12 protein-coding genes are annotated in these 12967 nt (G+C 59.3%); 5 read left to right on the top strand and 7 right to left on the bottom strand.

Annotation, left to right across the window (positions count from 1 at the left end; all coding sequences use genetic code 11):
• The 3 genes from RTP97_RS01930 to RTP97_RS01920 form a co-directional block, all read right to left on the bottom strand.
• A partial coding sequence (locus RTP97_RS01930) for an ABC transporter ATP-binding protein (RefSeq protein WP_312410386.1) occupies positions 1-757 on the bottom strand: 757 nt, incomplete at its 3' end.
• 16 nt (positions 758-773) lie between these two features.
• Positions 774-1916, bottom strand: coding sequence for a putative ABC transporter substrate-binding protein YdcS (gene ydcS / locus RTP97_RS01925; RefSeq protein ID WP_312410384.1), 1143 nt, complete (start codon positions 1914-1916; stop codon positions 774-776).
• 180 nt (positions 1917-2096) lie between these two features.
• The gene (locus RTP97_RS01920) at positions 2097-3506 is read right to left on the bottom strand and encodes a PLP-dependent aminotransferase family protein (RefSeq protein ID WP_312410383.1); all 1410 of its coding nucleotides are present in this window, start codon (positions 3504-3506) and stop codon (positions 2097-2099) included.
• A gap of 177 nt (positions 3507-3683) precedes the next feature.
• Here RTP97_RS01920 and RTP97_RS01915 point away from each other — a divergent pair, with 177 nt between their 5' ends.
• Genes RTP97_RS01915 through RTP97_RS01905 form a run of 3 tightly spaced genes read left to right on the top strand, consistent with a single transcriptional unit; the run spans position 3684 to position 6225 of the window.
• On the top strand, positions 3684-5084 hold the full coding sequence (locus RTP97_RS01915) for a cytochrome ubiquinol oxidase subunit I (protein WP_312410381.1): 1401 nt from the start codon (positions 3684-3686) through the stop codon (positions 5082-5084).
• Complete coding sequence (cydB, locus tag RTP97_RS01910) at positions 5084-6094, top strand: cytochrome d ubiquinol oxidase subunit II (protein ID WP_312209858.1); 1011 nt, start codon at positions 5084-5086, stop codon at positions 6092-6094. Before RTP97_RS01915 ends, cydB begins: the two co-directional genes overlap by 1 nt.
• A complete protein-coding gene (locus RTP97_RS01905; RefSeq protein WP_312410379.1) occupies positions 6094-6225 on the top strand; it encodes a DUF2474 domain-containing protein in 132 nt (43 codons plus the stop codon). Before cydB ends, RTP97_RS01905 begins: the two co-directional genes overlap by 1 nt.
• Before the next feature lie 43 nt (positions 6226-6268).
• Here the strand turns inward: RTP97_RS01905 and RTP97_RS01900 are convergent, their stop codons facing one another.
• Entirely contained in the window at positions 6269-8233 is a 1965-nt protein-coding gene (locus RTP97_RS01900; protein WP_312410376.1) for a U32 family peptidase, read from the bottom strand.
• Between the two features lie 213 nt (positions 8234-8446).
• Positions 8447-9019, bottom strand: coding sequence for an XRE family transcriptional regulator (locus RTP97_RS01895; protein WP_312410374.1), 573 nt, complete (start codon positions 9017-9019; stop codon positions 8447-8449).
• Positions 9020-9111: 92 nt separating this feature from the next.
• Here RTP97_RS01895 and RTP97_RS01890 point away from each other — a divergent pair, with 92 nt between their 5' ends.
• Positions 9112-10284 carry a benzoate/H(+) symporter BenE family transporter gene (locus tag RTP97_RS01890; protein ID WP_312410372.1) on the top strand — a complete coding sequence of 391 codons (1173 nt, stop codon included), beginning with the start codon at positions 9112-9114 and terminating at the stop codon, positions 10282-10284.
• On the opposite strand, the gene RTP97_RS01885 is transcribed toward RTP97_RS01890, so the two are convergent.
• Positions 10258-11130: an AraC family transcriptional regulator gene (locus RTP97_RS01885; RefSeq protein ID WP_312410370.1), complete on the bottom strand. Its 873-nt coding sequence runs from the start codon at positions 11128-11130 to the stop codon at positions 10258-10260. The genes RTP97_RS01890 and RTP97_RS01885 overlap by 27 nt on opposite strands.
• Before the next feature lie 180 nt (positions 11131-11310).
• Here RTP97_RS01885 and RTP97_RS01880 point away from each other — a divergent pair, with 180 nt between their 5' ends.
• Positions 11311-12219, top strand: a complete 909-nt coding sequence (locus tag RTP97_RS01880) for a DMT family transporter (RefSeq protein ID WP_312410368.1) — start codon at positions 11311-11313, stop codon at positions 12217-12219.
• 42 nt (positions 12220-12261) lie between these two features.
• Here RTP97_RS01880 and RTP97_RS01875 read toward each other — a convergent pair whose 3' ends face one another.
• On the bottom strand, positions 12262-12930 hold the full coding sequence (locus tag RTP97_RS01875; RefSeq protein ID WP_312410365.1) for a DUF3313 domain-containing protein: 669 nt from the start codon (positions 12928-12930) through the stop codon (positions 12262-12264).
• Positions 12931-12967: the final 37 nt, after the last annotated feature.

Raw genomic sequence — 12967 nt, 5'->3', positions numbered from 1 at the left:
CCATGCCGCACAGCGCCTGCGCCCGTGCGGCGCTAAAGACGTTGGAAGTACCTACAAAGCCCGCCACGAAGGGAGTGCGCGGACGCAGATAGAGATCGCGCGGGGCATCAACCTGCTCGATCCTGCCGTTGTTGAACACCGCCACCCGATCGGACATCGACAGCGCCTCGCCCTGATCGTGAGTAACGAAAATAAAGGTGATGCCCAGATCCTGCTGGAGCTTTTTCAACTCGAACTGCATCTGCTCCCGCAGCTTGAGATCCAGCGCACCGAGCGGCTCGTCCAGCAGCAGCACGCGCGGCTGATTAACCAGCGCCCGGGCGATAGCAACCCGCTGCCGCTGGCCCCCGGAGAGCTGGGAAGGCTTACGGGCGTGGGCAAACCCCAGCGCCACCCGCTCCAGCGCCTCATGGGCCTGGGCGTGACGCGCTTTTTTGCCGATGCCTTTGACCATCAGCCCGTAGGCGACGTTATCCAGAATCGACATATGCGGAAAGAGCGCGTAGTCCTGAAAGACGGTATTGACGTCGCGCTCCCACGGCGGCAGCGTGCTGGCCTCTTTGCCAAAGATGCGCAACGCCCCGCCCGAGAGCTGCTCGAAACCGGCGATCAGCCGCAGGCAGGTGGTTTTGCCGGAGCCGGACGGCCCCAGCATAGAGAAGAACTCCCCGTCGTTAACGGCCAGGCTGACGCCATCCACCGCCCGAACGTCACCGTAGATCCGGGATACCTCATCAAACTCAACGGCATAGGTCATGCGTCACTCCTGACGATCAGCGGCCGCCCATAATAGCGATATAATCCTGGGTCCAGCGGCTGTAAGGGACGAATTTGCCCCCTTCGGCAACCGGCGTTTTCCAGAAGGCGATCTTGTCAAAGAAGCCGTAGCCGTTGGTTTCGCAGCCCTTCTCGCCCAGCAGGCTACTGGCCTTGCAGCCCTCCGCCACTACCGGCAAGGATCCAAACCAGGCCGCCACGTCGCCCTGCACCTTCGGCGTCAGGGACCAGTCCATCCATTTATAGGCGCAGTTCGGGTGTTTCGCCTCGGTGTGGAGCATGGTGGTATCCGCCCAGCCGGTTACCCCCTCCTTCGGAAAGACCGTGGCGATGGGTTGACCCTCGGCTTTCAGCGCGTTGGCCTGATAGGGCCAGGCGCTGGAGGCTACCACGCCTTCGTTTTTGAAATCGCTCATCTGCACGGTGGTATCGTGCCAGTAGCGGTGGATCAGCCCGTGCTGCTCCCGAAGCACCTTCAGCACCGCCTGGTACTGCTCCTCGCTGAGCTGATAGGGATCGCTGATGCCCAGCTGCGGCTGGGTGGCTTTTACGAACAGCGCGGCATCGGCAATGTAGATCGGGCCGTCGTAGGCCTGAACGCGGCCCTGGTTGCTCTTGCCGTCCGGCAGGTTCTGCTTAGCGAAGATAACGGCCCAGCTGTCCGGCGGCGTAGGGAAGGTTTTGGTGTTATACATCAGCAGGTTAGGCCCCCACTGATAGGGCGTGCCGTAGACTTTGCCGCCGACGTTAAACCAGTCACCCTTCACCACGCGCGGGTCGACGTTTTTCCAGTTGGGGATCAGGGCGGTATTGATGGGCTGGACGCGTTTGCCCATGATCAGCCGCAGGGAGGCATCGCCGGAGGCGGTGACCAGGTCATAGCCGCCCTTCGCCATCAGGCTGACCATCTCGTCCGAGGTGGCGGCGGTCTTTACATTCACCTGGCAGCCGGAGGCTTTTTCGAACTCGCTAACCCAGTCGTACTGTTTATCGGTCTGCCCACGTTCGATGTATCCCGGCCAGGCGATGATATCGAGACGCCCCTCTCCTTTACCGACTTCCGTTGGCTCGGCTGCCTGCGCGGTGACGATAGTCATTCCGAGCGCGTACAGCGTGCTGCGGGCAAATGTTTTACTCATAAGCCATTACTCCTGTCGCAATCAAATGTGCGGCAGCCGTGCCGTAAAAATATCTCCCACAGTAAAGGTAGACGGCGCGCTGCGGCCCCACATAGGGCGCAAAAGAAATTTGCTTAGGTTGTGACAGATGACGCACTCCGCCATCTTCTGGAGCAGAGACAACGAGTTAATACCGGTGCGTTACACCATCGCCTGGCGGATTAACATCCCCAGCATTTTAGCCGCCTGCTCCTCCCGCTCGCCCCACGCCCAGGAGGTGTTGAAGCGGAAGAACGGCGTCCAGGTGTTGGAGGTAGAGAACATTTTTCCTGGCGCAATGCTGATATGGTGCGCCAGCGCCTGCTCGCTCAGCTGCCCGGCATCCAGGGGGGCGGGCAGCTCAAGCCAGAGAAAGTAGCCGCTGTCGCTGGGGTGGATCTTCACCTCAGTTGGAAGATGGCGCAGCAGCGCCTGTCTGGCCTGCTGCTTGCGCTCCGCCAGCGTGCGGCGCAGCCGACGCAGGTGGGCGTCGTAGCGTTTGGTAGAGAGATAGTCCACCAGCGCCAGCTGCATCGGCGAGCTGGTTGAGAGGGTGCTCATCAGCTGCAGCTGCTGAATGCGGCGGGCGTGTTTCCCGGCGGCCACCCAGCCGATACGAAATCCGGCTACCAGGCACTTTGAGAATGACGAGCAGTGCAAAGTCATCTCCTGGGTATCCCACGCTTTAGCCGGAAGCGGCTTCTCACGACCAAAGTAGAGCTCGCTGTAAACGTCGTCCTCAATCAGGGTGACATTGTGCTCTGCCAGCAGGGCCACCAGCCGCGCTTTTTTCTCATTGCTCAGGGTGAATCCCAGCGGATTCTGACTGTTGGTCATCAGCCAGCAGGCCTTCACCGGATAGTCGTTCAGCGCCTGGGCCAGGGCGTCGAGATCGATCCCCTCCTCAACGTCGGCGGCGACCGCCAGCGCCTTCAGCTTTAGCCGCTCCAGCGCCTGTAGCGCGCCGTAAAAGCAGGGGTTCTCGACGATCACCCAGTCGCCCGGCTCGGTGACCGCCTGCAGGCTGAGGTTGAGCGCCTCCAGCGCACCGGCGGTGATCACCACCTCATCAGGGGAGACGTTCATCCCCTGCTGGGCATAGCGGCGGGCGATGGCGTGGCGCAGGTCGGCGTTGCCCGGCGGCAGGTTCTCAATCACGCTCATGGCGTTGGCAGTTTTGCTGACGTTGGCCAGGGAGCGGTTAAGCTGCTGGAGCGGGAACAGGCGCGGATCGGGAAACGCTGAGCCAAAGGGCAGCACCGAGGCGTCGCAGCTCGCCTGCAATACCTCAAAGATATAGGTATTGATGTCCACGGCCTCGTCCTGCATCACCTGAGCGGGGGGCATAGGTGGCTTATCGGAGGGAGGCGACGCAACATAGTAGCCGGACTGTGGCCTGGCGATAATGCGTCCCTGGCTCTCCAGCATCTGGTAGGCGTGGCTGACGGTCATAAAGCTGACGTGGCTGATGGTAACCTGCTCGCGCAGCGACGGCAGCCGATCGCCAGGTTGCCAGACGCCAAGGTTGATCTGCTCAATAATTTGCTCCGCCAGCCGCTGATACTTTTTCATTACTCGATCCTGTTACCCCATTCTCTCCCCATTCTATAACAGAAACGGCTTTATGCCGTTAACGGTTTAGCAGAGTGCAACTGTTATGCTTTTTCGTTCGGGTGCTGTTTCTGCCCGCATTCATTGACATCACCTATACTTTTGCTGACATAACGTAAACTATGCGCGGAGTCCTGCATGTTTGATCTAGACGCGTTTCATCTGGCGCGAATCCAGTTCGCCTTTACCGTCTCATTCCATATTTTATTTCCTGCTATCACTATCGGGCTGGCCAGCTATCTGGCAGTGCTTGAGGCACTCTGGCTCAAGACGCAGAACCAGGTCTGGCGAACGCTCTACCTCTTTTGGGTGAAAATTTTCGCCGTTAACTTTGGGATGGGCGTCGTCTCGGGGCTGGTGATGGCCTACCAGTTCGGTACCAACTGGAGTGGTTTCTCCCAGTTTGCCGGGAGCATCACCGGGCCGCTGCTCACCTATGAGGTGCTGACGGCCTTCTTCCTTGAGGCTGGCTTCCTCGGCGTCATGCTCTTCGGCTGGAACAAGGTCGGCCCCGGCCTGCACTTCTTCTCTACCTGCATGGTGGCCCTCGGTACGCTGATGTCCACCTTCTGGATCCTGGCTTCCAACAGCTGGATGCATACCCCGCAGGGGCATGAGATTGTCAATGGCCAGGTGATCCCGGTTGACTGGTTCAAGGTCATCTTTAACCCGTCGTTCCCCTACCGCCTGCTGCATATGTCGATCGCGGCCTTCCTGAGCAGCGCGCTGTTTGTGGGTGCCTCGGGTGCCTGGCATCTTCTTAAAGGCAACAATACCCCCGCCATCCGCAGGATGTTCTCTATGGCATTGTGGATGGCGCTGGTGGTGGCCCCGATCCAGGCCGTAGTGGGTGATATGCATGGCCTGAATACCCTGGAGCATCAGCCAGCGAAGATTGCCGCCATCGAAGGCCACTGGGAGAACCCTCCGGGTGAGCCGACCCCGCTGCTGCTATTTGGCTGGCCAGATATGGAGCAGGAGCGCACCCGCTACGGGCTGGAGATCCCGGCGCTGGGCAGCCTGATCCTGACCCATAGCCTGGATAAACAGGTTCCGGCGCTTAAGTCGTTCCCGAAAGAGGATCGCCCCAACTCCACCATTGTTTTCTGGTCGTTCCGCCTGATGGTGGCGATGGGCCTGCTGATGATCCTGCTGGGCGTGGTCGGGCTGTGGCTGCGTTATAAAGGGCGTCTCTATACCTCACGTCCGTTCCACCACTTTGCCCTGTGGATGGGGCCTGCCGGGCTGATTGCTCTGCTGGCGGGCTGGGTAACCACCGAGGTGGGTCGCCAGCCGTGGGTGGTTTATGGCCAACTGCGCACCATTGATGCCGTCTCGCAGCACAGCACGCTCCAGATGAGCCTCACTCTGCTGGGATTCTTCGTGGTCTACTCCGCCGTCTTTGGCGTGGGGTATGTCTATATCGGCCGGCTTATTAAGCACGGTCCGCAGCCTGAAGATCGTCACCCTACAGAGGGCCGCCCGGCGCGTCCGCTCTCTGCGGCCGGTGAGTCGTTAGAGACAGAGGAGAACAAGTAATGGGTATCGATCTGTCAGTTATCTGGTTTGTGATAATCGTCTTCGCCACGCTGATGTATATCGTGATGGACGGCTTCGATCTGGGGATCGGGATCCTGTTCCCCCTCATTCGCAACGGTGAAGATCGTGACGTGATGGTCAACAGCGTCGCCCCGGTCTGGGATGGCAACGAAACCTGGCTGGTGATGGGTGGCGCAGGGCTGTTTGGCGCGTTTCCGCTGGCCTACGCGGTGATTGCCGACGCGCTGACCATTCCGCTGACTATCATGCTGGCGGGACTGATCTTCCGTGGGGTAGCGTTTGAGTTTCGCTTTAAAGCGACGCCCGCCCATCGTCCGTTCTGGGATAAGTCGTTTATCTTCGGCTCCATTGTCGCCACCTTTGCCCAGGGGGTAGTGGTCGGCGCGGTGCTGAACGGCTTTGAGGTGACCGGTCGCCGTTTTAGCGGTGGCGCGTTGGACTGGCTCACGGCGTTCAACCTCTTCTGCGGCTTAGGGCTGACCATCGCCTACGCCCTGCTCGGTGCAACCTGGATGGTAATGAAGAGCGGCGGTCCGCTACAGGAGAAGATGCGACACAGCGCGAAACAGCTGCTGCTGGCGCTGCTGGTGACCATAGGCGTGATCAGCCTCTGGACGCCGCTGACGCACCAGGGGATCGCCGATCGCTGGTTCAGCATGCCGAATCTCTTCTTCTTCCTGCCGGTACCGCTGCTGGTGCTCCTGTTCAGTTTCTGGCAGTGGCGCAGCCTGAGCAACGTGCATCATCACACGTTGCCGTTTATTCTCACCCTTGGGCTGGTGTTCCTTGGCTTTAGCGGCCTCGGGATCAGCATCTGGCCGAATATCATCCCGCCCAGCATCTCCCTGTGGGATGCCGCGTCTCCGCCGCAAAGCCAGGGCTTTATGCTGGTGGGCGCGCTGCTGATTATTCCGCTGATTCTGGTCTATACCGCGTGGAGCTACTACGTATTCCGCGGCAAAGTTCAACCTGGGGAGGGATATCACTGATGGCGGCACCGCGTTTTGCAAAGCGTCTGTTCTGGTTGATTGCTATCTGGGTCGCCAGCGTACTGGCCCTCACCGCCGTCAGCATGGCGTTTCGCCTGCTGATGTCGGCGGCCGGGTTTAAATCACACTGACCGATCTGCCCGGCGGCGCTGACGCTTGCCGGGCCTACAAGGATTACAGCCCCTTGCGTTTTGGCATGGTCTTCATCAGCTCATCGGGGCTGATGGAGGCCACAACGCTGCCCGGCTGGGGCATCTTGAGGATGTGGTTTTTCATTTTGCCGATCACGTGCATCTCGCACGGACGGCAGTCAAACTTCAGGGTCAGCACTTCGTCGCCGTGTACCAGCTGCATCGGCGTCGCCTTCCAGCTCTTAATCGATCCCTTCGCCTGCTTCGGACAGAGGTTAAAGGCAAAGCGCAGGCAGTGCTTGGTGATCATTACCGGGACGTCGCCCTTCTCCTCATGCGCCTCGTAGGCGGCATCAATCAGCTGCACGCCATAGCGGTGGTAGAAAATCCGCGCCTTCTCGTTGTAGACGTTCGCCAGGAATGAGAGATGAGTATCCGGGTAGACCGGGGCTGGCGTCGCTACCGCCTTGCGGCTGCCGCGCGGGTAGTTTGCCAGACGGGCGTTATCCAGCATCTCGACGGCCTCACGGCGCAGCTGGTTCAGCTGGCTGGCGGGGACAAACAGCGCACCCGGCAGGTTTACGCGGATATCCTGGGCGTAGTAGAGGGTCTGGCCAAGCTTAGCCAGGCCGTCATGCAGCTGATTGAGCGCCTTTTCGGCATTGGTGGCCTCGGCAAACTCACCCTCCAGCGTATGGGTAATGCTCACGCCCTCTTCACTGGTCATCGTCAGGATCAGCTGCTCCTGCCAGCCGCCCAGCTCGATATCAACCCCAACGCGGCGTTCGCTGGAGGTTTTAGTCAACGCCTGCTGCCAGTTATGGTCAAGATTACGGTTCAGGGGGTGATTCGGGCGCACCTTGTAGAGATCGGCTGGCATCTCGTTCGGCCAGACGCGGTAGCGGTTTTCCCCGGTCTTCTCAACCGTATTGGCACGGAAGCCAACGATCTCACGCTTAATCAACACGTTTAGGCCATCGCCGTTTGCCAGCGGCTCGCTGGCGTCAACATCGAGGTAATCTTTGCCTACCTTGAGCACTTCACCCACCGGCAGGCCGATAAACTTCGGTGAATCGAACGCGCCGATGTCGATTTTACGGGCGTTAACGAAATAGTCGGTGCTGCCACGATGGAACGTCTTATCCGTTGACGGGATAAAGAAGTGCTCGGTGCGCCCCGCCGACGAGCGCGCCAGATCGCCCCGCTCTTCGATGATGGCGTCCAGCATCTGCCGGTAGTGAGCGGTGATGTTCTTCACGTAGCTCATATCCTTGTAGCGCCCCTCAATCTTAAAGGATCGCACTCCGGCGTCGATCAGCGCGCCCAGGTTAGCGGTCTGGTCGTTGTCTTTCATCGACAGAAGGTGCTTCTCAAACGACACCACCCGGCCCTGATCGTCTTTCAGGGTATAAGGGAGACGGCAGGCCTGGGAGCAATCGCCCCGGTTAGCGCTGCGTCCGGTCTGGGCGTGAGAGATGTTGCACTGCCCGGAGTAGGCCACGCACAGCGCACCGTGGATAAAGAATTCAATAGTGGCGTCGGTGCTCTCATGGATAGCGCGGATCTGCTGCAGGTTCAGCTCACGGGCCAGCACGATCTGCGAGAAGCCGACGTCAGAGAGGAACTTTGCCTTCTCCACGCTGCGGATATCGCACTGGGTGCTGGCGTGCAGCTCGATAGGCGGAATATCCAGCTCCAGCACGCCCATATCCTGCACGATCAGCGCATCCACCCCGGTCTCATAGAGATCGGTGATCAGGCGCTGCGCCGGCTCCAGCTCATCATCATGCAGAATGGTGTTCAGGGTGATAAAGATTTTTGCCCCATAACGATGGGCAAACGGCACCAGCTCGGCGATATCGCGCAGGCTGTTGCTGGCGTTGTGGCGCGCGCCAAAGCCAGGACCGCCGATATAGACAGCATCGGCCCCGTGCAGAATAGCTTCACGGGCGATGGCGGTGTCGCGGGCCGGGCTTAACAGTTCAAGATGATGAGTGGGCAGGCGCATACTGTCGTTATTATCCATGATCAACTAAATGGCCGCTATTGTAGTGAGAAGCTGGCCCGGACGAAAACATTTTCGCTATGCCTGCGACGTCCTTAATACATTAATTAGCAATGCATTGAAATAATGCGCATTTCTCCCGGCACGCCGGAAGAGGTAGAGTGGCTACGTATTCCGGACATTCCTCGTCATGTGTGCGTTATTGTTTATTCGTCGTTATTCGTCGTCGTGTTTAGCCGCAGGCTCGCCTGCGGCTTTTTCTTTTGGATAGTGGATCAGTGAGTGAAAATGAGCCGTTTGTCCGCTGCTGTTGCGGTAGGCATGGGTTCGATCCCCGGCAAATCTGACCCCGCACCCCGCCTGTAGCGTCTGCCACTCCCCGTCGATCTGCATCTCCAGCGTGCCGGAAATCACCACCACGTGCTCAATGACGCCGCGCTCGTGCGGGGTGGACTCGCTGAACGCGCCGGGGGCCAGCGTTACCGAAAAGTGGTCGAAATGCAGTTCGTTATCCCAGGGAAACACCGGCGTAATGGTCATCGCCTGCTGGTCTGGATCGTAGGCCTGCGGCGCGCTGGCGTCCGTCGCGGTGATAAAGGTAGAGAGCGGCACGTTTAGCCCAGTGGCGATTTTCCACAGCGTGGCTACGGTTGGGCTGGATTCATTGCGCTCGATCTGGCCAAGCATCGCTTTGGAGACGCCGGTCTCGGTAGCGAGTCGTGACAAGCTCCAGCCCCGCGTCTGGCGCAGCGTTTTCAGTGTGGCTGACAGATACTGTGGCAGATCCATACTCCCTTCTCCCTTATCGCATGAATGGCGTGTTGTGCGTTATAACGCACAATGCTATGTTTACCTACCAAAATAGTGTACACGGAGTCGTTATGCCCCTGCGTCCCTTCCCTTTTTCCACGCTGCTGGCGGGCTTTGTGGCGGTGTTGGTGGGCTACGCCAGCTCAGCGGCCATCATCTGGCAGGCCGCACACGTTGCCGGAGCCAGCAACGTGCAAATCGCCGGCTGGATGACGGCGCTGGGTCTGGCGATGGGTATCAGCACCCTTGTGCTGACCCTGCGCTATCGTGTTCCGGTACTCACCGCCTGGTCGACCCCAGGGGCAGCTCTGCTGGCCACCAGCCTGGAGGGCGCAACCCTTAACGAGGCCGTAGGCGTGTTTATCTTTGCCAACGCCCTGATCCTGCTCTGCGGCCTTACCGGCCTGTTTGCGCGCCTGATGAAGATCGTGCCGCATTCGCTGGCGGCGGCGATGCTGGCGGGTATCTTACTGCGTTTTGGGTTACAGACCTTTATTAATTTGAAAAGTGATTTCATTTTATGTTTCAGCATGTTGCTGGCATGGCTGGTCTGCAAAGCCGTGGCGCCGCGCTACGCTATTATTGCCACTCTCATTGTAGGAGGGATGGTGGCATGGCTGAATGGTGACGTTGTCACTTCTTCACTGCGTTTTTCTGTCGTGATGCCCGAAATGATCGCTCCCCATTTCAACCTGACCACCTTAATCAGCGTCGGACTGCCCTTCTTTCTGGCGACGATGGCCTCGCAAAACGCCCCTGGCTTTGCCACGATGCAGGCTGCGGGCTACCACGTTCCCGCCTCGCCGCTGATGGTCTTTACCGGCGGACTGGCGCTGCTCGGCAGCGTCTTTGGCGTCTACTCCGTCTGTATCGCCGCCATTACCGCAGCTATCTGCCAAAGCCCGGATGCGCACCCGGATGCGGACAAACGCTGGCAGGCCGCCGCCGCCGCAGGCTTTTTCTACCTACTGGCAGGCGTCTTTGGCGGCTCGATAACCGGACTGATGGCCGCCCTGCCGCTGAGCTGGATCCAGACCCTGGCAGGCCTGGCCTTGCTGGGCACTATCGGTGGGAGCCTGCATCAGGCGCTGGTAAATGAGCGCGAGCGTGATGCGGCGGTAGTCACCTTTCTTGTTACCGCCAGCGGCATCACGCTGCTGGGCATCGGCTCGGCATTCTGGGGAGTGCTGGTGGGAGGGATCTGCTTTGCCGTGCTGTCAGGCGTGCGCCGCACGCATCTGTGACGGCGTAAGACCAAACACGCTTTTGAAACGGTTGCTGAAGTGGCTGGGAGAGTTGAATCCGCAGCCAAGCGCAATCTCGGTCAACGGCAGCGCGGTGTGGCATACCCGATCCCGAGCCTGATGCATCCGGCGCTGCATCACATACTGATGCGGTGCCAGCCCGGAGGAGTGACGAAACATGCGGGCAAAGTGGTATTCACTCAGCGACGCCTGGCTGGCGAGATCGGCCAGGGTCAGCGGCTGGGCCAGGTTGGCGTCAATATACTCCAGCACGTTGCGCAGCACCGAAGGAGCCAGCCCGCCGGTGACGCTCGGCATGCGCCACTGCACGCTGCTGTAGCGCTGGATAATGTGGGTCAGCAGCAGGGTTGAGGCCGTGCTCAGGGTGAGCTGGTTCGCCTGCTGCTGCCAGTCGCAGTCGAGCAAGAACTGGCGATAGAGCGCGGTTATCTGCGCATCCTGACCAAAGGTCTTCTCATCCAGCGTCAGCGAGGCCGGGCTGCGATCCCAGATCTGCTCCCCAACGGTACGCAGGTGCGCATCGGTGCAGTAGAGATGTACGAAGGAGAGATCGTCGCGAATATCCCAGCTCGATTCGCTCTCTTTCGGCAAAAGACAAAATCGATCTGGCCCGCCGCCGTTTTGCCAGCCGCTGCGGGTTTTGTGGTAGCTCTCATAGCCGTCGGCAACGTAGAGGCTCAGGGTGTGGTGATCGCAGTACTGGGTGATCCGGTCGCGCTTGTTGGACCAGGCGGCCAGCTGCATGCCGTTATTCAGGTCCACTGAATTATGCAGCACCGCGCTATGCCTGCGCAGGTTTTCAAAAGCACCGTAGGATTCAGCCATAGCCACATTAACAAGTGATTAACCAGACCCTTAGTGTATGGAGAGTGCGGCACGGATGAAAGCGTTACCTCCCCTGACCGCAAAAAAACCGCAAGATTTTGCAAGTCCGCCGCAATCCGCTGCAAGCGTCGTTGCTCAACGTCAGGAACAATAGCGTTTTTAGACACGGAGTAGCACGCGATGAATGCATTAATGTATGGCCTGGTGGTGGTGATTTGGGGAACAACGTGGATTGCTATCCATCTGCAACAGGGGCCGGTCTCTGCCCCGGTCTCCATCTTCTGGCGCTTCGCGCTGGCAACGGCAATCATGATGCTGACGCTGCTGGTGTTTAAGCGACTGCGGGCGCTGACGCTCAGGGACCATCTGATGTGTATGGTGCAGGGCGGCTGCGTGTTCGGCTTCAACTTTCTGTGCTTTTACACCGCCGCCGCGTGGATCAATACCGGTCTGGAGTCGGTTATCTTCTCCATGGCGGTGCTGTTTAACGCGGTTAACAGCTTTATCTTCTTTGGCCAGCGTCCTCCCGCCCGCTTCTTCCTTGCCGCCGCGTTGGGTCTGACCGGCATCGTCGCCCTCTTCTGGCACGATCTGCTGGCGAAGGAGCTGAACCTTAACCTGCTGCTGGGCATTGGCCTGTCGGCGCTGGGCACCCTGGGCTTCTCGCTGGGCAATATGATCAGCCTGCGCCACCAGCGTAAAGGCCTGGAGACGATGACCACCAACGGCTGGGCGATGCTCTACGGCACGCTGATTATGGGCTTCATCGCCCTGGTGCGTGGAGACAGCTTTGTTCCGGAGTGGACGGTGAGCTATCTGGGGGCGCTGGTCTACCTGTCCCTGTTCGGCTCGGTCATTGCCTTCGGCGTCTATTTCTCGCTGGTGGGTCGTATCGGGGCAAGCAATGCCGCCTACAGCACCCTGCTCTTTCCGCTGGTCGCGTTAACGCTTTCAACCCTGTTCGAGGGATACCGCTGGGAGAGCAATGCCGTGGTGGGCCTGGCGCTGATTCTGGTGGGCAACATGGTGATGTTTACCCGTCCTGAAAATCTGCTGCGGGTATGGCAGTGGCGTCAGCGCTCTGCCTGAGGGGGAAAGAGAAGCGCCATCGCAGGGATGGCGCTTCGCTGATTACGGTTTTTTCACCTGGAACAGCGCCGCGTCGCTGGCCATATCGTCAACCACCTGTTTTAGGGTGTCGACGGTGAGCGGCGTATTCTGGTTGTTGAGATCCTTACCTTCGCCTTTACGCACCACTTTGATCACCGGCTTCATGGTGGCGGCATCGATCAGTTCGCCCTCAAAGTAGAGCGCGGTATCCATAGTCCGGTGGCCAGTGGCGGCCTGGGTGCCCGCTACCACCATCGCAATCGGGATCACCTCGTAGAATTGCAGTCCCTGTTTGCTGGAGTCGACGCCGGTGATAGCCCCACGGAAGATCAGGCTGCGCGGGCCAGGTGTGGCCACCAGCGGTTTGCGCTGGGCAGCGGCCGCTTTCAGCTTGGTATTGGTATAGGTCAGCAGACCGTTGAGGGTATCCTGACCGATCTGGGTGGTCGGTCTGGGCGTTGGATAGTAGACGACAGGGTTGTAGACAATGCTGTCATACTTGCTGTCATCAAACGACGGGTCAACCCAGCGCAGCACCGGTTTACCGGATGCGGAGGTGGCCTGCTGGAGATTCGAGTAGTCTTTTAAGAAACCTGAATACTTATCTGGCTGTGTAACTTTTGACGCGCAACCTGTCAGTGCCAGCACTCCCGACAGTACCGCTACCTGAATCAATGAGTGAGTACGCATGTATTTATTCCTGGAATTATGACTATGCATACGCAGT

Source organism: Pseudescherichia sp. (genome assembly GCF_031998825.1).
Lineage (GTDB): Bacteria > Pseudomonadota > Gammaproteobacteria > Enterobacterales > Enterobacteriaceae > Pseudescherichia.
This window is presented reverse-complemented; position numbering and strand designations above follow the sequence as displayed.

What these genes read in the sequence shown, in the direction of transcription:
- RTP97_RS01875 (WP_312410365.1), bottom strand. Translation starts at nt 12,930, where the DNA reads ATGCGTACTCACTCATTGATTCAGGTAGCGGTACTGTCGGGAGTGCTG.
- RTP97_RS01905 (WP_312410379.1), top strand. Translation starts at nt 6,094, where the DNA reads ATGGCGGCACCGCGTTTTGCAAAGCGTCTGTTCTGGTTGATTGCTATC.
- RTP97_RS01920 (WP_312410383.1), bottom strand. Translation starts at nt 3,506, where the DNA reads ATGAAAAAGTATCAGCGGCTGGCGGAGCAAATTATTGAGCAGATCAAC.
- cydB (WP_312209858.1), top strand. Translation starts at nt 5,084, where the DNA reads ATGGGTATCGATCTGTCAGTTATCTGGTTTGTGATAATCGTCTTCGCC.
- RTP97_RS01915 (WP_312410381.1), top strand. Translation starts at nt 3,684, where the DNA reads ATGTTTGATCTAGACGCGTTTCATCTGGCGCGAATCCAGTTCGCCTTT.
- RTP97_RS01880 (WP_312410368.1), top strand. Translation starts at nt 11,311, where the DNA reads ATGAATGCATTAATGTATGGCCTGGTGGTGGTGATTTGGGGAACAACG.
- RTP97_RS01890 (WP_312410372.1), top strand. Translation starts at nt 9,112, where the DNA reads ATGCCCCTGCGTCCCTTCCCTTTTTCCACGCTGCTGGCGGGCTTTGTG.
- RTP97_RS01885 (WP_312410370.1), bottom strand. Translation starts at nt 11,130, where the DNA reads ATGGCTGAATCCTACGGTGCTTTTGAAAACCTGCGCAGGCATAGCGCG.
- RTP97_RS01900 (WP_312410376.1), bottom strand. Translation starts at nt 8,233, where the DNA reads ATGCGCCTGCCCACTCATCATCTTGAACTGTTAAGCCCGGCCCGCGAC.
- ydcS (WP_312410384.1), bottom strand. Translation starts at nt 1,916, where the DNA reads ATGAGTAAAACATTTGCCCGCAGCACGCTGTACGCGCTCGGAATGACT.
- RTP97_RS01895 (WP_312410374.1), bottom strand. Translation starts at nt 9,019, where the DNA reads ATGGATCTGCCACAGTATCTGTCAGCCACACTGAAAACGCTGCGCCAG.